Below are 18,064 nucleotides of genomic sequence, written 5' to 3'. Positions count from 1 at the left end.
ATCGCGATGGAGGAAAAGCTGCGCTTCGCCATCCGCGAAGGCGGCCGCACCGTCGGCGCAGGCGTGGTCTCCAAGATCATCAAGTGATCAACGCCGCGTAGGGTGGGGTTCCACCCCACCATGCGACATGGCAAGACAAAGGGCCGCTTCCGAAAGGAGGCGGCCTTTTGCATGGAACGGAGGATGGCGCATGCACCATCGCGCCATGGTGGGGTGAAACCCCACCCTACAGGTGACATCCGGCGTAGGGTGGGGTTGCACCCCACCTGGGAAGGGGAAGAATGTCTTGACCATCTTTCGCGCCGCATTGACCTATTACGGCATCATCTTTGCCTGCGGCACGGCGCTGGGCATACTGCGCACCATGCTGCTGGTGCCGCGCCTTGGTTCCACAGCGGCCACGGCCCTGGAAATTCCCGTCATGCTGGCGCTGTCCTGGCTGGTCTGCGGCGCGATCCTGCGGCGGTTTGCCGTTCCCATGCGCATCCCCGCGCGCATCGCCATGGGCGCGATTGCCCTGGCAATGCTGTGGCTGTCCGAGGCGCTGCTTGCCATGGCGCTGGGTGCAGGCGCGTCGGGCTTTTTCATCGCCTTCACGACACCCGCAGGCGCGCTGGGCGCCCTTGCGCAGATCGCCTTTGCGGCATTCCCGGCGCTGCGCCACCGGACGGGCCTTGGCGTGCGGGATGACCAAAGGTTGCATTGACCCGCTCCCTGTCCTGTCGCAGGATCGGCCCATCGGACCTGTCGGATCAAGCCCATGTGCCAGATCTTCGCGGGGCAGCACCCCGACCGCTATGAAACCGTGACCCGCCGCCTGCGGCTGAACGGACAATCGACCTCGATCCGGCTGGAACGGGCGTTCTGGCGCATCCTGGACGACATCGCCGCCCGGCAGGGGGTCACCACCCCCGCCTTCATATCCAAGCTGCACGCCGAGGTGCTGGAACTGCATGGAGAGGCGCGGAACTTCACCTCGCTTCTGCGCTGCGCCTGCACGATCCACCTGGGCGAGGATCAGTTCACCCCCACCGCCATCGCCGCCGAATAAAAGCGGCGCTGTAGTAATCCGTTACTACCCGGCCGGATTCGGCCCGCCCTAGACTGGTTCCCAGGAAGACAAGAAGGGAACCCCATGGCGAAATATGTCCATTCCATGATCCGTGTCCTGGACGAGGCGCGCTCGGTCGAATTCTATGACCGCTGCTTCGGGCTGAAAGTGGCCGAACGGCTTGATTTCCCGGATTTCACGCTGGTCTATCTGGCCAATGGCGAAAGCGAGACGGAACTGGAACTGACCGTCAACAAGGGCCGGACCGAGCCTTATGTCCTGGGCGACGGCTATGGGCACATCGCCTTCACCGTGGATGACCTGGACGCCCTGCACGCGCAACTGGAATCCCAAGGGTTCGCGCCGCGCAAGCTGGTCGATTTCGCCCCGGGCGGCACGGTGATCGCGCGGTTCTTCTTCATCGCCGATCCCGATGGCTATCAGATCGAGGTGATCCAGCGGGGCGGCCGTTACAAATAGCGCGCCAAAGGGGGAGGGGAGACCCCCGGCGCGCAGCATAAGGGGAGGAGAGAACATGACCCGATTGAACAAGCAGGGGCTGACCCGCCGCGCGCTTCTGTCGCGCGCGGTGGCGGCCGGGGCCTTGGCCGTGGCGGGGCCGGGCTTCATCGCGGCGACAGACGCCGCCTGGGCCGTCGAGGTGACGGCGATCAGCGAACACGAGATGGCGACGCTGTTGCAGATGGCGCGCGACATCTATCCCCACGACCGGGTGGGGGACCGCTTCTATGCGGTGGCGATCAAGTCCTATGACGTGACCGAGCAGAAGGAGATGGTGGCCGAAGGCATCGCCGCCCTGGACGAGGCGGCGAAGAAGGCCGGCTTCGACAACTACCTGGCCGCCGGCTGGGAGGACGATCGCGTCGCGATTCTGCGGTCCATTCAGGACACGCCGTTCTTTCAGACCGTCCGGGGCGGGCTGGTGACGGGCCTTTATAACCAGAAGGATATCTGGCCGATCTTCGGCTACGAGGGCGAGTCCTTCTCGCAGGGCGGTTACATCGACCGCGGCTTTGACGACATCGACTGGTTGTAAGGGGGGCAGCTATCATGGCGAAGGCAGCCAAATTCGAACTGACCGACGACAGCGTGGTCGTCATCGTGGGCACCGGCGCGGGCGGCGGGGTGCTGGCCAACGAACTGGCGCAGAAGGGCGTCAAGGTCGTGGCCCTGGAAGCCGGCGGGCGCTATCTGCCCGAGGATTACGTGAACGACGAATGGGAAAGCTTCGGCCAGTTGGCCTGGGTGGATCCGCGCACGACCAGCGGCGACTGGCGGGTGGCCAAGGACTTTTCCGGCCTGCCCGCCTGGATCGTCAAAGCCGTGGGCGGAACCAGCATCCACTGGGCGGGCGCATCCCTGCGCTTCCAGGACCACGAATGGAAGGCGCTGTCCACCTATGGCCCGGTCGAGGGCGCAAGCCTGCTGGACTGGCCCATCGACGCGGCCGAGATGGCGCCCTGGTATGACAAGGCCGAGGCCAAGCTGGGCGTGACCGGCGTCGGAGGCCGCGCGCGCCTGCCGGGCAACAACAACTACAAGGTCTTCGAAAAGGGCGCGCTGGCGCTTGGCTACAAGGACGTCCACACCGGCAACATGGCGATCAACAGCGCCGACTATGACGACCGGATGGCCTGCCAGCAGACCGGCTTCTGCTTCCAGGGCTGCAAATGGGGCGCCAAGTGGTCCTCCGCCTATACCGACATCCCGCGCGGCGAGGCGACCGGCAACCTTGAGGTCCGCGATCACGCCCATGTCGCCCGCATCTTGCATGACGACAGCGGCAAGGTGACGGGGGTCGAGTATTTCGACAAGGACGGCAACCTGCAGATGCAGAAGGCGCGGGTCGTCGCGGTGGCGGGCAACAGCTTCGAAAGCCCGCGCCTGCTTCTCAATTCGCACAGCAGCATGTTCCCGGACGGGCTGGCAAACAGTTCGGGCCAGGTCGGGCGCAACTACATGCGCCACACCACGGGATCGGTCTATGCAACCTTCGAGCAGCCGGTGAAGATGTGGCGCGGCACGACCATGGCCGGCATCATCCGCGACGAGGCCCGGCACGACCCCTCGCGCGGCTTTGTCGGCGGCTATGAGCTTGAGACCCTGTCGCTGGGCCTGCCCTTCATGGCGGCCTTCCTGGACCCCGGCGGCTGGGGGCGCGAGTTCACGACCGCGCTTGACAGCTATGCCAACATGGCGGGCATGTGGATCGTGGGCGAGGATATGCCCCAGGCCGACAACCGCGTCACCCTGTCCAATACCGAGGACAAGTTCGGCCTGAAGGTCGCCAACGTCAACTTCAGCGACCATCCGAACGACGTCGCCATGCGCAACCATGCCTACAAGCAGGGGCAGGCGATCTACAAGGCGGTGGGCGCGACGCGGACGCTGCCCACGCCGCCATACCCCTCGACCCACAACCTGGGCACCAACCGCATGTCGGAACGCCCCGAGGACGGCGTGGTGGACCGCAACGGGCGGGCGCATGACGTGCCGAACCTGTTCGTGTCGGATGGCAGCCAGTTCACGACGGGGGCCGCGGAAAACCCTACGCTGACCATCGTGGCCCTGGCGATCCGGCAGGCTGACCACATCGCCAAGGAGATGGCGGCGGGCAACGTTTGACCAAGAACCGCGCCTGCTGACGGGAATCGTCAGCGGGCGCCCGGCATGATGGCTTTGCCCAAAACAGGAGGTCATCATGAAAACCTATCGCGGAAGCTGCTTTTGCGGCGCTGTCGGGTTCGAAGCCGATGGCGATCTTGCGGATGGCACGATGCGCTGCAACTGCCGGTTCTGCCGCAAGATGCGTTACTGGGAACTGCGCCTGCCCGATCCCGACGGGTTGCGGATCCTGCGCGGGCAGCACGCCCTGGCCGAAACGCCGCGGGCACAGCAGGGCGGCATGGACCTGCACAATGTCTTTTGCGTGCGCTGCGGAACGCGGCTGTGGACGCAAGGTAACATCGAGGAGATGGGCGGGCGTTTCACCATGGTGTTCGTGCCAGCCCTGGATGACGCGACCGAGGCCGAACTGATCGCCGCGCCCGTCTTTTACGCGGACGGGGCGCATGACAACTGGTGGAACCCGGCCACCGAGGCGCGGCACCTGTAAGCCGCAGCCCCGCGACGGGGCTGCGGCATGGCTGCCCTTACTGGCCGTCCACCGCCGCCTGGTTGACGCCGCCCTCGGCGATGCGGGTCATGTGTTCGTCGCCCTCGCGGGTGCTGTCCAGGCATTCCTGCAAGGCCGCGCCGTCGTCGTCATGGCCCAGGCGGTTCGCGAAGGTGCGCACGCAGCCATAGCCCGCGATCGCGTAATGGGTCAGCCGCTGATACTGGGTGATGATGGCGGCGTCCTGGGTGTCCTCGTCCCCGAAGTCGGTTTCGATGGCGTGCTTGCGGGCCTCGTTCACCAGCCCTTCCATCCCCCGGCAATGTTCGCCGGTAGGGTCCGTGTCGTGCCGGTTGCAGATGCTGGCCAGCGTTTCCATGCCCCGCGCGATGCCCTGGTTGCCGGCGATCAGCGCCTCGGACAGTTCGCGGGATTTGGCGACCCGCCCCATTTCGGTGACGATGGCCATGGACTGCTTGCAGGCGGAATACAGATCTTTCAGCTGGTGCAGATAGAGGTCGTTCAGGTTCTTGATCGCCATGGTGGTGTCCTTTCGGGATGGCAGGCCTTTTCCTTCCTGAAACGTGCTGGTTGTCGCATCGTTCCAGGGGGCGCTGCTTGACATGGCCCGCCGTTGGGTCCAGCAAACGCCCCCTTGCCCTTTCCTGTTCATTCCGGTGACACCATGTTTTCGTGGTTCGAGCGACGCATCGACCCCTATCCGACCGAAACCCCGGACATGCCGCCCCGGTCGCTGATCCGCTTTGTCCTGTATTACAGCCAGGGTGCGATCCCCTGGCTGCTGCTTGTCGGCGTCAGTTCGGCCCTGATCGCCATCATCGAGGTGGTGCTGTTCGGCTGGCTGGGCGAGCTGATCGACCAGCTGGCCCAGGTGCCGCGCGACCAGTTCTGGGACAGCCAGGGCGGGCGGCTTGCCTTCATGGCCGTGGTGCTGCTGGTCGTGCTGCCGGTGCTGCACCTGCTGGCCTCGCTGGTGCTGTACCAGGGCCTGATGGGCAATTTCCCGCAGCGCATCCGCTGGCGGGCGCACAGGTATCTGCTGCGCCAGTCGGTCGGCTATTTCCAGGACGAATTCGCGGGGCGGATCGCGCAGCGGCTGATGCAGACGGCGCTTGCGGTCCGCGAGGTCGCGATGAAGGCCATGGATGTCGGCAGCTATGTCGTGATCTATTTCCTGGGCGCGCTGATCCTGGCGGCCAGCCAGGACTGGCGGCTGGCGCTGCCCTTCCTGGTCTGGGCCACGGCTTACGGGGCGATGTTGTGGCAGATCGTGCCGCGCCTTGCCCGCGTGGCCGAGGCGCAGGCAGACGCGCGGGCGCAGATGACGGGCCGGGTCGTGGACAGCTATACCAACATCGCCACGGTCAAGCTGTTTTCCCATTCCTCGCGCGAGGAGGCGTGGATGCGCGAGGGGATGGACGCCTTCCTGCGCACCGTCCACCTGCAAATGCGGCTGTCCAGCGTCCAGGACATCGCGCTGAACACGATGAACGTGGCCCTGGTCGCGGCGGTCGCGGGTCTTGGCCTCTGGCTCTGGACGCATGGCCTGGTCGAGGTGGGGGCGGTCGCCGTGGCCGTGCCCCTGGCCTTGCGGTTGAACAACATGGCCCACTGGATCATGTGGGAATTCGCCGCGCTGTTCGAAAACATCGGCACCGTCCGCGACGGCATCGCCAGCCTCGCCCTGCCGCGAGAGGTGCGCGACGCCCCCGGCGCCAGGCCCCTGGTCCGGGGTCCGGGCGAGGTCCGCTTCGACAACGTCACCTTCCGCTATCGCGGGGTTCAGGGCGCGCGGCCCATGGCGGTGCTGGACGATCTGACGCTGCATGTCGCGCCGGGCGAAAGGGTGGGGCTGGTGGGCCGGTCGGGTGCTGGCAAATCGACGCTGATCAACCTGCTGCTGCGCTTCCACGACATTGAACAGGGCCGCATCACCATCGACGGGCAGGACATCTCGAAGGTCACGCAGGACAGCCTGCGCGCCGCCATTGGCGTGGTGACGCAGGACAGCTCGCTTCTGCATCGGTCCGTGCGGGACAACATCTCCTATGGCCGTCCCGACGCCACCGAGGAGGAGATCGCCGCCGCCCTGCGCATGGCCGAGGCGCAGGACTTCGTGCCCCTTCTGTCGGACAGCCATGGCCGCCGGGGGCTGGACGCGCATGTGGGCGAACGCGGGGTGAAGCTGTCGGGCGGGCAGCGCCAGCGCATCGCCATCGCGCGCGTCGCGCTGAAGGACGCGCCGATCCTGATCCTGGACGAGGCGACGAGCGCGCTCGACAGCGAGGCCGAGGCCGCGATCCAGTCCCGCCTGGATGTGCTGATGGCGGGCAAGACGGTCATCGCCATCGCCCATCGCCTGTCCACCATCGCCGCCATGGACCGGCTGGTCATCATGGACAAGGGCCGCATCGTCGAACAGGGCAGCCATGCCGACCTGCTGGCGCGCGACGGCCTTTACGCCCGTCTGTGGGCGCGGCAGTCGGGCGGGTTCCTGACAGAGGAAGTCGATCCATAGCACTTGCCCTTGGGCCGCCCCCATGCGCTGATCGTGCCAAAGCACAGGACCCGCCATGAGCCAGACCCAGCCTCCCGGCCTTCCCACGATCCGCACCATCGCCATGCCCGCCGATACCAACCCGGCGGGCGACATCTTCGGCGGCTGGCTGATGAGCCAGATGGACCTTGCCGCCGGGTCCGTGGCCGCCCTGACCGCCCGGGGCCGCAGCGCCACCATCGCGGTCGAGGGGATGAAGTTCCACCGCCCCGTCAAGGTCGGCGACGAGGTGTCGCTTTATGCCGAACTGGTCCATGTCGGCCGCACCTCGATGCGCATCCATGTCGAGGCCTGGCGCCGCGAACGCGACCGCGATGCGGGCGAACAGGTGACGGAAGCCACCTTCACCTTCGTGGCCCTGGACGAAACCGGCGCCGCGCGGGCGGTCAAACCCGCTTTCCCCGCTTGACGCCACCTGCGGCAAACCCTATCAACCCCTCACCGCAGGGGTTTAGCTCAGTTGGTAGAGCATCGGTCTCCAAAACCGAGGGTCGTGGGTTCGAGTCCCCCAACCCCTGCCAGTCCTTCCGACATCATCGCAGGCTTTCGCGCGCCAGCGCCGCGACCAGATCCGTGCGCGTGACGATGCCGACGATCCGGTCGCCCTCAAGCACCGGCACGGCGTCGGTATCGCTGGACGCCAGCGGCGGCAGCAGCGCGGCGATGGGCGTGTCGGGCCGGGCCGTGGGCAGGCGGTCGCCCATCACGTCGGCGGCGCGCAGGTCGTGGCCCACCCGCGACAGCCGGCCGTCGGGGCGAAAGCGCGCATGGGCGCGGGCGATCAGGTGCAACTGGAAGATCACCCCCAGGTAACGTCCCTCGGGACCGACGACGGGCAGTGACGTGAAGCCGTGGCGCGAAAACAAGGCCGCGATATCAAGCATGGGGGTATCGGGCGCCACCGTGACCAGATCGCGCGACATGATGTCGCCCGCCGTCTGCGCCTTGGTGCGGTGGCTGGCCGCCTGCATCTCGGCCGCGGCCAGCAGGCGGGCCAGATCCTCGACCCCCAGGTTCAGCGACTGGTTATAGCGGACGAGGATCCGCGACAGCTCGTCCTCGGTCAGGCCCAGGCGCTCGGGCGGCGGGGGGTCGGCGGTGCCGTTGGGGTTCGCCTCTCCGAACTGGCGGAAGGGATAGCGCCGCCCGGTCGCATGGGCATAGATCACCGCGATCCCCACCAGCAGCGCGGTGCCGGCCGCCACGGGCATGAAGGCGAAGCCCAGCCCCAGGGGCGCGATCCGGTCCGCGCCGATGGCGACCGTCATGGCCACCGCGCCCCCCGGGGGATGCGTCGCCCGGCACAGCGCCATCATCATGATCGCCGCCCCGACCGAGACCGGCACCGCGATCAGCGGATCCCCGGCCAGGCGGCAGACCAGCAGCGCGACCAGGGCCGACAGGGTGTTTCCCACCACGGCGGGCCAGGGCTGCGCCAGCGGGCTGTTCGGCGCGGCGAAGATCAGGACCGACGTGGCCCCGAACGGCGCGATCAGATAGATCCCCAGCCACAGGTCCGGGGCCATGGTGAAGGCCAGACCCGCGGCAGCGGCCAGCCCGATCAGCGCGCCGATGCCCGCGCGCAGCGCCTCGGTCGCGGGAACGGCGGCCGTGGACGGCCCAAGCGCGCGAAGGCGGGAATGCCCCGCACGGTCAACAAGGATCCGCAAGTCTGGCCCCTTCCTTCTGGCGCTTTGCTTTAGGAACAAGGCGCGCCGCCTGCAAGGCATGGACGCGGATATTGCGACCTTCGGGGGCGGTCCCCGGCGCCTTGCGAAGGGTGGGCATTTCGTTAACCTGCCCGTGATACGGGGGACCGGGTGGGCAAGCCTGGCGGCACGGGACAGCGATGACGAACCACCTTTACTATGGCGACAACCTGCGCGTGCTGCGCGACCATATCGCGGATGACAGCGTGGACCTGATCTATCTGGACCCGCCGTTCAATTCCAACGCCAGCTACAACGTGCTGTTCCGCAGCCCCACGGGCGACCAGTCGGCGGCCCAGATCGAGGCGTTCGACGACACCTGGCACTGGGGCGACGAGGCCGAGACGGCCTTCCAGGAGGTCCGCCGGTCGGGCCATACCGATGCCGCGACCATGCTGGAGGCGATGCGCTCCTTTCTGGGCACCAACGACATGATGGCCTATCTGGCGATGATGGCGGTGCGCCTGACCCATTTGCACCGGGTGCTGAAGCCGACCGGCAGCCTGTATCTGCACTGCGATCCCACGGCGAGCCATTATCTGAAGATATTGCTGGATGCGGTGTTTGGGACTGGAAGTTACCAGAATGAAATTAACTGGAAGCGCACAACAACCCATAGCGACAGTAAGACATGGAGTCGGGTTGCTGACATAATCCTTTTCTATACCAAGAGCAGGGCGTTCACTTGGAATACACCACGCGAGGCCCATTCAGAAACCTATCTGGCATCAAAATATAGAAGCGACGATGGGGATGGCCGTGGACCTTACATGCTGGACAACATGACCAGTCCTAATCCTCGGCCTAATATGATGTATGAATGGAAAGGTCATGAAAGCCCTCCAAAGGGTTGGCGTTATTCGCGTGAAACTATGGCTCGCTTGGATCAAGAGGGGCGAATTTGGTATCCAAGAAACAACCGGGGGGGGGGGGTGGATACTTCAAAGCGCCCGCGTTTGAAACGGTATTTGAACGAACAGCAAGGTGGCGTCATGGGAACCGTCTGGACCGACATTCCTCCGATCAACTCCCAAGCCCAAGAACGCCTCGGCTACCCCACCCAAAAACCCGTGGCGCTGCTGGAACGCATCCTCGCCGCCTCGTCCAACCCCGGCGACGTGGTGCTGGATCCCTTCTGCGGATGCGGCACCACGGTCCATGCCGCGCAGAAGCTGGGGCGGCAATGGATCGGCATCGACGTGACCCATCTGGCCATCGGCCTGATCGAACGCCGGTTGAACGAGGCTTTTCCGGGCGTCGCCTACAAGGTCCACGGCACGCCGCAGGATCTGTCCGCGGCCCATGACCTGTTCGCCCGCGACGACACCACCAAGAAGGAATTCGAGAAATGGGCCGTCAGCCTGATCGGCGCGCAGCCCTGGCGGGCGGGCAAGAAGGGCGCGGACGGCGGCATCGACGGACGGCTGCCTTTCGGCAAGACCAACGTGGCGCTTGTGTCCGTCAAGGGCGGCAAGGACCGGCAGCGCAACCACATCGACCAGCTGCGCGCCGTGATCGACCGCGAAAAGGCCGATATTGGCGTCTTCCTGACCCTGCACGAACCCACCGCCCCCATGAAGGCCGAGGCGGCGGGCGCGGGACAGTTCGCCCTTGACGGCTTCGATCCCGTGCCGCGCATCCAGATCGTCACGATCGAGGAGGCGATGCGCCTGCGCGAACGCGCGGTGAAGATCCCGCTGGCCCGCACGGATGTCTTCCGCAAGCCCGCGAAAGAGGAGGACACGACCCGGCAGTTCGGGCTGGACCTCTAGGGCAGGCTTGAATCGGAACCCGGTCGCGGCTACATGGGCCTCTGATTTCCGCGAAGGAGCCTGCCCGTGGCCACCAATCCCGTCCAGTTCATCAACCAGGTCCGCGCCGAGGCCGCCAAGATCACCTGGCCCACCCGGCGCGAGGTGGTCACGACGACCATCATGGTGCTGATCCTGGCCGCGATCTTCAGCATCTTCTTCTCGCTGGTGGACCTGGCGATCCGCTTCGGGATCACCGAGGGACTGCGGCTGATCAGCAACTGATCGGGCTTGCATTTTCCGGCCAAGGGGGGTATCTGCCCCGAACTGTCCGGCAAGACGGCGTGCATCGAATGGGGTTGCGCGCCGCTTTCAATTTGGCGGACATAATGGAATTCAAGGGCTTGCCTGGACCGTCCGGGTGATTCCCTTTTGACGAACAGGGGTTTGATCGAACATGGCAAAGCGTTGGTATTCGGTCAGCGTCCTGTCGAACTTCGAAAAGAAGGTCGCCGAGGCGATCCGCCAGGCCGTCGCCGAAAAGGGCTTGGAGGAGCAGATCGACGAGGTTCTGGTCCCGACCGAGGAAGTGATCGAGATCCGGCGCGGCAAGAAGGTCACGTCCGAACGCCGCTTCATGCCGGGCTATGTGCTGGTCCACATGGAGATGTCGGACCGCACCTATCACCTGGTGAACTCGATCAACCGGGTCACGGGCTTTCTGGGCGCGCAGGGCAAGCCCCAGCCGATGCGCGACGACGAAGTGAACGCGATGCTGAACCGCAGCGGAACGGGCGAGGCCGCGGCCCCGCGCAACCTGATCCGCTTCGAGATCGGCGAAAAGGTCAACGTGACCGACGGGCCGTTCGACGGCTTCTCGGGCATGGTCGAGGAGGTGGACGAGATTTCGTCCCGCCTGAAGGTCACGGTGTCGATCTTTGGCCGGCCCACGCCGGTCGAACTGGAATTCACGCAGGTCTCCAAGGCCTCGTGATCGTCTGCGGGAGGCTGGACGCCGCACCGCTAAGTCGGCCTGCACCGCAGGCGTGATGAAAAAGGAGAAGGCCCTATGGCCAAGAAAGTTGTCGGCAGCCTCAAGCTGCAAATCAAGGCGGGTCAGGCGAACCCGTCGCCCCCCGTCGGCCCGGCCCTGGGTCAGCGCGGGATCAACATCATGGCCTTCTGCAAGGAATTCAACGCCCGCACGCAGGAGATGGAGCAGGGTTCCCCCGTTCCGGTCGTGATCACCTATTACGCCGACAAGTCGTTCAGCTTCGAAACGAAGACCGCGCCCGCGTCCTTCCTGCTGAAAAAGGCTGCCGGTCTGAAGCCGGTCGGCAAGCGCAACCGCGCCAAGGGTTCGGACAAGCCGGGCCGTGCGGTCGCCGGCACCGTGACCGTCAAGCAGGTGCGCGAGATCGCCGAAGCCAAGATGGCCGACCTGTCGGCCAATGACGTCGATCAGGCGATGAAGATCATCCTGGGTTCCGCCCGGTCGATCGGTATCGAGGTGAAAGGCTAAGCCATGGCGAAGATTTCCAAGAAAAAAGCCGCCGCGCGCGCAGCCTTCGACGGCAAGGCCAACCTGACGGTCGAGGATGCGATCACCCTGGTCAAGGGCGCCGCATCGGCCAAGTTCGACGAAACGGTCGAGATCGCGCTGAACCTGGGCGTCGATCCGCGCCACGCCGACCAGATGGTCCGTGGTGTCGTGACGCTGCCCGCCGGCACCGGCAAGGACGTTCGCGTCGCCGTCTTCGCCCGCGGCCCCAAGGCTGACGAAGCCAAGGCTGCCGGTGCGGACATCGTCGGCGCCGAAGACCTGATGGAGACAATCCAGTCCGGCAAGATCGAGTTCGACCGCTGCATCGCGACCCCGGACATGATGCCGCTGGTCGGCCGCCTGGGCAAGATCCTGGGCCCGCGCAACCTGATGCCGAACCCCAAGGTCGGCACCGTGACGGTTGACGTGAAGGCCGCCGTGGAAGCCGCGAAGGGCGGCGAGGTCCAGTTCAAGGCCGAGAAGGCGGGTGTCGTCCATGCCGGCATCGGCAAGGTGTCCTTCGACAACGACAAGCTGGCCCAGAACCTGCGCGCCTTCGTGGACGCGGTCAGCCGCGCCAAGCCCTCGGGCGCCAAAGGGACCTATATGAAGAAGGTCTCGATCAGCTCGACCATGGGGCCGGGCGTGTCGGTGGACGTGGCGTCGGCCACGGCGCAGTAAGAATTGCCAGCCTTCGGGCTGGGAATGGCGGGGCGAAATGCCGCCCCGTCCTGTCCGAGACGGAGGGTGCCGGGAAACCGGCTTAATGTCCTTCCTGAGATGGGGAAGCATTTTTCCGAAGGATTCCTTCGGGTGATCTTGCCCTAGACGGACCCGACCTGCCTTCGGGTGGGAAAAGTGAGAGCCGGGGGGAAACCCCCAACTTGGAGTGAAACCGTGGATAGAGCACAAAAAGAACAGGTGGTCGAAGAACTCGGCCAGATCTTTGAAAGCTCTGGCGTCGTGGTGGTTGCCCACTACGAGGGGATGACGGTTGCACATATGCAGGACCTCCGCGCGCGCATGCGCGAAGCCGGCGGTTCGGTTCGCGTCGCCAAGAACAAGCTCGCCAAGATCGCCCTGGAAGGTAAGCCTTGCGCAAGCATCGCCGACTACCTGACGGGCATGACCGTGATCACCTATTCGGAGGATCCGACCGCTGCCGCGCGGATCGCCGACAAGTATGCCAAGGATAACGATCGTTTCGTGATCCTGGGCGGTGCTATGGGTGACTCGGCCCTGGATCCGGCCGGTGTGAAAGCCGTCGCCTCGATGCCGTCGCGTGAAGAGCTTATCGCTCAGATCGTGTCCTGCCTCGGTGCGCCTGCCTCCAGCATCGCCGGTGCCATTGGCGCGCCTGCTTCGAACATCGCGAGCATCCTTACGACCCTTGAGGAACGTGAGGCTGCGTAAGCAACCCGATCCCTGCGTGTGGTTGAAAACCCGACGTTGGAACACTAACTGAAAGAACGGAAAAATGGCTGATCTGAATCAACTCGCCGAACAAATCGTGGGCCTGACCCTGCTGGAAGCCCAGGAACTGAAGACCATCCTGAAGGACAAGTACGGCATCGAGCCGGCCGCCGGTGGCGCCGTCATGATGGCTGGCCCGGCCGCTGGCCCGGCTGAAGCCGCCGAAGAGAAAACCGAATTCGACGTCGTTCTGGTCGACGCCGGCGCCAACAAGATCAACGTGATCAAGGAAGTGCGCGGCATCACCGGCCTGGGCCTGAAAGAAGCCAAGGACCTGGTCGAAGCCGGTGGCAAGGTGAAGGAAGGCGCTTCCAAGGCCGACGCTGAGGAAATGAAGAAGAAGCTCGAAGCGGCTGGCGCCAAGGTCGAGCTGAAGTAATCGGCCTTTCTGGCTGATCGGAAAAGGGCAGGGTTCGGGGTTTCCCGATCCCTGCCGAACCTGTCTTGAAGGGCGGTCTGGATCAGACATTCCTTCAGGGCATGTTCAAGGTTCGGGAGCCGGGCGGTGGGACGCTCGGCACGAATGGAACCTTTACCCCCTGCATTCGTAGGCCCGTGTCCTGGGTGCCCCGACCAGGACCGCGCGCGAAGACGAAAGGTGACAAGACCCCATGGCGCAATCCTATGTCGGCCAGAAGCGTATCCGGCGCTATTACGGCAACATCCGCGAAGTGCTGGAGATGCCGAACCTGATCGAGGTTCAGAAATCCTCCTACGACCTGTTCCTGAACTCGGGTGAGGGCACCGGCCATCACGACGGCGAGGGGATCCAGGGCGTTTTCCAGTCGGTCTTCCCGATCAAGGATTTCAACGAGACCGCGACGCTGGAATTCGTGAAATACGAGCTGGAACGGCCGAAATACGACGTGGACGAGTGCCAGCAGCGCGACATGACCTATGCCGCGCCGCTGAAGGTGACGCTGCGCCTGATCGTGTTCGATGTCGATGAGAACACCGGCGGGAAATCGGTCAAGGACATCAAGGAACAGGATGTCTTCATGGGCGACATGCCCTTGATGACCCAGAACGGCACGTTCATCGTGAACGGGACCGAGCGCGTCGTCGTGTCCCAGATGCACCGCAGCCCGGGCGTGTTTTTCGACCACGACCGCGGCAAGACCCATTCCTCGGGGAAGCTGCTGTTCGCCTGCCGCATCATTCCCTATCGCGGGTCGTGGCTGGACTTCGAATTTGACGCCAAGGATCTGGTCTTCGCGCGCATCGACCGCCGCCGCAAGCTGCCGGTGACGACGCTGCTCTATGCCCTGGGCATGGACCAGGAGGGCATCATGGATGCCTTCTATGAAACCGTGGACTATACCCTGCGCCGCGAGGGCCGGTCGCAGGGCTGGGTCACGCGCTTCTTCCCCGAACGCGTGCGCGGCACCCGTCCGTCCTATGACCTGGTCAACGCCGACACGGGCGAGATCATCACCAAGGCCGGCGACAAGGTCACCCCGCGTCTGGTCAAGAAGCTGCAGGAATCCGGCGATGCGCTGAACCTGCTGGTTCCGTTCGAGCGGATCATCGGCCGCTTCGTCGCCAAGGATATCGTCAACGACACCACTGGCTTCATCTATGCCGAGGCGGGTGACGAAATCACGGCGGAATACAACAAGGAAGGCGACCTGTCCGGCGGTCTTCTGAAAGTGCTGCTGGACAACGGCGTCACCGAGATCCCGGTGCTGGACATCGACCATGTCAATGTCGGCCCCTATATCCGCAACACCATGGCCGCCGACAAGAACATGAGCCGCGAGGGTGCCCTGATGGACATCTATCGCGTCATGCGCCCGGGCGAGCCCCCCACCGTCGAGGCTGCGCAGACGCTGTTCAACAGCCTGTTCTTCGACAGCGAGCGTTATGACCTGTCCGCCGTGGGCCGGGTCAAGATGAACATGCGCCTGGATCTGGACGCGCCGGACACTCAGCGGACGCTGCGCCCCGAGGATATCGTGGCCTGCGTTCGCGGCTTGGTGGAACTGCGCGACGGCAAGGGCGAGATCGACGACATCGACCACCTGGGCAACCGCCGGGTGCGTTCGGTGGGCGAACTGATGGAAAACCAGTATCGCGTCGGCCTGCTGCGCATGGAGCGCGCGATCCGCGAGCGCATGTCGGGCGTCGAGATTGACACCGTGATGCCGCAGGACCTGATCAACGCCAAGCCGGCGGCGGCGGCCGTCCGTGAGTTCTTCGGCAGCAGCCAGCTGTCGCAGTTCATGGACCAGACCAACCCGCTGTCCGAAGTGACGCACAAGCGTCGTCTTTCGGCCCTCGGGCCGGGCGGTCTGACGCGCGAGCGTGCGGGCTTCGAGGTTCGCGACGTCCATCCGACCCACTATGGCCGGATGTGCCCGATCGAAACGCCGGAAGGCCAGAACATCGGCCTGATCAACTCGCTGGCCACCTTCGCCCGCGTGAACAAGTACGGCTTCATTGAGACCCCCTACCGCAAGGTGATCGAGGGCCGCGTGACCGACGACGTGGTCTACATGTCCGCGACCGAGGAAATGCGCCACACCGTGGCCCAGGCCAACGCGACGCTGGACGCCGAGGGCCGCTTTGTCGATGAGCTGATCTCGACCCGCCAGGCGGGCGACTTCACGCTGAACCCGGTCGATGCCATCGACCTGATCGACGTGTCGCCCAAGCAGCTGGTTTCGGTCGCCGCGGCGCTGATCCCGTTCCTGGAAAACGACGACGCCAACCGCGCGCTGATGGGTTCGAACATGCAGCGTCAGGCGGTTCCGCTTCTGCGGGCCGAGGCGCCCTTCGTCGGCACCGGCATGGAAGCGACCGTGGCGCGAGATTCCGGGGCTGCCATCATGGCGCGCCGGGGCGGCATCATCGACCAGGTCGACGCGCAGCGGATCGTCGTGCGCGCGACCGAAGGCCTGGAAGCGGGCGACGCGGGCGTGGACATCTATCGCCTGCGCAAGTTCAAGCGTTCGAACCAGTCCTCGACCATCAACCAGCGTCCGCTGGTCAAGGTGGGCGAAAAGGTCGTGGGCGGCCAGGTCATCGCGGACGGTCCCTCGACCGACCAGGGCGAGCTTGCCATCGGCCGGAACGTGGTCGTGGCCTTCATGCCCTGGAACGGCTACAACTACGAGGACTCGATCCTGATTTCCGAGCGGATTCACCGCGACGACGTGTTCACCTCGATCCATATCGATGAATACGAAGTGGCGGCCCGCGACACGAAGCTGGGGCCGGAAGAAATCACCCGCGACATCCCGAACGTCGGCGAGGAAGCCCTGCGCAACCTCGACGAGGCCGGCATCGTCTATATCGGCGCCGAGGTGGGCCCGGGCGACATCCTGGTGGGCAAGATCACCCCCAAGGGCGAAAGCCCGATGACGCCGGAAGAAAAGCTTCTGCGCGCCATCTTCGGTGAAAAGGCGTCGGATGTGCGCGACACCTCGCTGCGTCTGCCGCCTGGCGCCTACGGGACGATCGTGGAAGTCCGCGTCTTCAACCGTCACGGCGTGGACAAGGACGAACGCGCCCTGCAGATCGAGCGTGAGGAAGTCGAGCGTCTGGCCCGCGACCGGGACGACGAACAGGCGATCCTGGACCGCAACATCTATGCGCGCCTGAAGTCGCTGATCCTGGGAAAGACCGCCGTGAAGGGGCCGAAAGGCGTCAAGGCGAATTCCGAGATCAACGAGGATCTGCTGGGCACGCTGTCGCGCGGCCAGTGGTGGCAGCTTGCCGTCAGCGAGGAAGACACCGCCAAGGAAGTCGAGGCGCTGAATCATCAGTATGACGCCCAGAAGAAGGCCCTCGAGGCCCGCTTCGAGGACAAGGTCGAGAAGGTTCGTCAGGGCGACGACCTGCCTCCGGGCGTGATGAAGATGGTCAAGGTCTTTGTCGCCGTGAAGCGCAAGCTGCAGGCGGGCGACAAGATGGCCGGCCGTCACGGCAACAAGGGCGTCGTGTCCAAGGTCGTGCCGATCGAGGACATGCCCTTCCTGGCGGACGGCACCCCGGTCGACCTGGTGCTGAACCCGCTGGGCGTGCCGTCGCGCATGAACGTCGGTCAGATCCTGGAAACCCACATGGGTTGGGCATCGCGCGGTCTTGGCATCAAGATCGACGAGGCACTAGAAGACTATCGCCGCAACGGCGATCTGACCCCGGTCCGCGAGGCGATGAAGATCGGCTATGGCGACGACATGTATGCCGAGACCTTCGAGGGCATGGATGACGACCTGCTGGTCGAGCACGCCAACACCGTGCGCACCGGCGTTCCGATCGCCACGCCCGTCTTCGACGGTGCGAAAGAGGCGGACGTGAACGACGCGTTGCGCCGGGCGGGCTTCGACACCTCGGGCCAGTCCGTGGTCTTCGACGGCCGCACGGGCGAGCAGTTCTCGCGCAAGGTCACCGTCGGGATGAAGTATGTCCTGAAGCTGCACCACCTTGTCGATGACAAGATGCACGCCCGTTCGACCGGACCGTACAGCCTCGTCACCCAGCAGCCGCTGGGCGGCAAGGCGCAGTTCGGTGGCCAGCGTCTGGGTGAGATGGAGGTCTGGGCGCTTGAAGCCTATGGCGCCGCCTATACCTTGCAGGAGATGCTGACGGTCAAGTCGGACGACGTCGCGGGCCGCACCAAGGTCTATGAGTCCATCGTCAAGGGCGACGACAACTTCGAGGCCGGCGTGCCGGAATCGTTCAACGTGCTGGTCAAGGAGGTCCGCGGTCTGGGCCTCAACATGGAACTCCTGGATGCGGAGGAGGACGAGTAACGGTGCGTGCAAGCACGCACCCTACCATGCCGTAGGGTGCGTGATCTTCACGCACCGTCTCTCCCC

Annotated in this window: 19 protein-coding genes and 1 tRNA gene; 18 read left to right on the top strand and 2 right to left on the bottom strand. The window is 65.0% G+C overall.

Features of this window, described 5'->3' with window-relative positions; translation table 11 throughout:
• From RAH32_RS07160 to RAH32_RS07130, 7 genes are all read left to right on the top strand, one after another.
• Positions 1–87 (top strand): EF-Tu C-terminal domain-related protein (locus RAH32_RS07160; RefSeq protein WP_161768704.1); only part of this gene is annotated, 87 nt, incomplete at its 5' end.
• Between the two features lie 199 nt (positions 88–286).
• A complete protein-coding gene (locus tag RAH32_RS07155) occupies positions 287–706 on the top strand; it encodes a hypothetical protein (protein ID WP_306606533.1) in 420 nt (139 codons plus the stop codon).
• 54 nt (positions 707–760) lie between these two features.
• On the top strand, positions 761–1,051 hold the full coding sequence (locus tag RAH32_RS07150; protein WP_306606531.1) for a ribbon-helix-helix domain-containing protein: 291 nt from the start codon (positions 761–763) through the stop codon (positions 1,049–1,051).
• Between the two features lie 84 nt (positions 1,052–1,135).
• A complete protein-coding gene (locus RAH32_RS07145; protein ID WP_306606529.1) occupies positions 1,136–1,531 on the top strand; it encodes a VOC family protein in 396 nt (131 codons plus the stop codon).
• A 55-nt stretch (positions 1,532–1,586) separates the two neighbouring features.
• Positions 1,587–2,108, top strand: coding sequence for a gluconate 2-dehydrogenase subunit 3 family protein (locus RAH32_RS07140; protein WP_306606527.1), 522 nt, complete (start codon positions 1,587–1,589; stop codon positions 2,106–2,108).
• Between the two features lie 14 nt (positions 2,109–2,122).
• Positions 2,123–3,697, top strand: a complete 1,575-nt coding sequence (locus tag RAH32_RS07135; protein ID WP_306606525.1) for a GMC family oxidoreductase — start codon at positions 2,123–2,125, stop codon at positions 3,695–3,697.
• Between the two features lie 76 nt (positions 3,698–3,773).
• Positions 3,774–4,187 carry a GFA family protein gene (locus RAH32_RS07130; protein ID WP_306606522.1) on the top strand — a complete coding sequence of 138 codons (414 nt, stop codon included), beginning with the start codon at positions 3,774–3,776 and terminating at the stop codon, positions 4,185–4,187.
• Positions 4,188–4,224: 37 nt separating this feature from the next.
• Here RAH32_RS07130 and RAH32_RS07125 read toward each other — a convergent pair whose 3' ends face one another.
• Positions 4,225–4,728, bottom strand: a complete 504-nt coding sequence (locus tag RAH32_RS07125; RefSeq protein WP_306606520.1) for a ferritin-like domain-containing protein — start codon at positions 4,726–4,728, stop codon at positions 4,225–4,227.
• Positions 4,729–4,872: 144 nt separating this feature from the next.
• On the opposite strand from RAH32_RS07125, the gene RAH32_RS07120 reads away from it, so the two are divergent.
• The 3 genes from RAH32_RS07120 to RAH32_RS07110 all read left to right on the top strand — a co-directional run bounded on the left by RAH32_RS07120 (position 4,873) and on the right by RAH32_RS07110 (position 7,286).
• Positions 4,873–6,726 (top strand): ABC transporter ATP-binding protein, encoded by a 1,854-nt coding sequence (locus RAH32_RS07120; RefSeq protein ID WP_306606518.1) that lies wholly within the window; start codon positions 4,873–4,875, stop codon positions 6,724–6,726.
• Positions 6,727–6,781: 55 nt separating this feature from the next.
• The gene (locus RAH32_RS07115; protein ID WP_306606516.1) at positions 6,782–7,174 is read left to right on the top strand and encodes an acyl-CoA thioesterase; all 393 of its coding nucleotides are present in this window, start codon (positions 6,782–6,784) and stop codon (positions 7,172–7,174) included.
• Between the two features lie 36 nt (positions 7,175–7,210).
• A tRNA-Trp gene (locus RAH32_RS07110) sits at positions 7,211–7,286 on the top strand.
• Between the two features lie 12 nt (positions 7,287–7,298).
• Here RAH32_RS07110 and RAH32_RS07105 read toward each other — a convergent pair.
• Positions 7,299–8,435 (bottom strand): HPP family protein, encoded by a 1,137-nt coding sequence (locus tag RAH32_RS07105; RefSeq protein ID WP_306606514.1) that lies wholly within the window; start codon positions 8,433–8,435, stop codon positions 7,299–7,301.
• A 179-nt stretch (positions 8,436–8,614) separates the two neighbouring features.
• On the opposite strand from RAH32_RS07105, the gene RAH32_RS07100 reads away from it, so the two are divergent.
• From RAH32_RS07100 to rpoB, 8 genes are all read left to right on the top strand, one after another.
• On the top strand, positions 8,615–10,246 hold the full coding sequence (locus RAH32_RS07100; RefSeq protein ID WP_306606512.1) for a site-specific DNA-methyltransferase: 1,632 nt from the start codon (positions 8,615–8,617) through the stop codon (positions 10,244–10,246).
• A gap of 66 nt (positions 10,247–10,312) precedes the next feature.
• The gene (gene secE, locus RAH32_RS07095) at positions 10,313–10,510 is read left to right on the top strand and encodes a preprotein translocase subunit SecE (RefSeq protein WP_103174455.1); all 198 of its coding nucleotides are present in this window, start codon (positions 10,313–10,315) and stop codon (positions 10,508–10,510) included.
• Positions 10,511–10,682: 172 nt separating this feature from the next.
• Positions 10,683–11,219 carry a transcription termination/antitermination protein NusG gene (gene nusG / locus RAH32_RS07090; RefSeq protein WP_306606507.1) on the top strand — a complete coding sequence of 179 codons (537 nt, stop codon included), beginning with the start codon at positions 10,683–10,685 and terminating at the stop codon, positions 11,217–11,219.
• A 75-nt stretch (positions 11,220–11,294) separates the two neighbouring features.
• On the top strand, positions 11,295–11,747 hold the full coding sequence (gene rplK / locus RAH32_RS07085) for a 50S ribosomal protein L11 (RefSeq protein ID WP_306606505.1): 453 nt from the start codon (positions 11,295–11,297) through the stop codon (positions 11,745–11,747).
• Positions 11,748–11,750: 3 nt separating this feature from the next.
• A complete protein-coding gene (gene rplA, locus RAH32_RS07080) occupies positions 11,751–12,449 on the top strand; it encodes a 50S ribosomal protein L1 (protein WP_306606504.1) in 699 nt (232 codons plus the stop codon).
• A 216-nt stretch (positions 12,450–12,665) separates the two neighbouring features.
• A complete protein-coding gene (rplJ, locus tag RAH32_RS07075; RefSeq protein ID WP_306606502.1) occupies positions 12,666–13,181 on the top strand; it encodes a 50S ribosomal protein L10 in 516 nt (171 codons plus the stop codon).
• A 64-nt stretch (positions 13,182–13,245) separates the two neighbouring features.
• A complete protein-coding gene (gene rplL, locus RAH32_RS07070; protein ID WP_306606500.1) occupies positions 13,246–13,620 on the top strand; it encodes a 50S ribosomal protein L7/L12 in 375 nt (124 codons plus the stop codon).
• Between the two features lie 232 nt (positions 13,621–13,852).
• Positions 13,853–17,998: a DNA-directed RNA polymerase subunit beta gene (rpoB, locus tag RAH32_RS07065; RefSeq protein ID WP_306606499.1), complete on the top strand. Its 4,146-nt coding sequence runs from the start codon at positions 13,853–13,855 to the stop codon at positions 17,996–17,998.
• The last annotated feature ends 66 nt before the right edge of the window (positions 17,999–18,064 follow it).

The organism is Paracoccus yibinensis (genome assembly GCF_030846195.1).
GTDB classification, from domain to species: Bacteria; Pseudomonadota; Alphaproteobacteria; order Rhodobacterales; family Rhodobacteraceae; genus Paracoccus; species Paracoccus yibinensis.
Note: the sequence above shows the minus strand (reverse complement) of the source record. Positions and strands in the feature narration are given on the sequence as shown.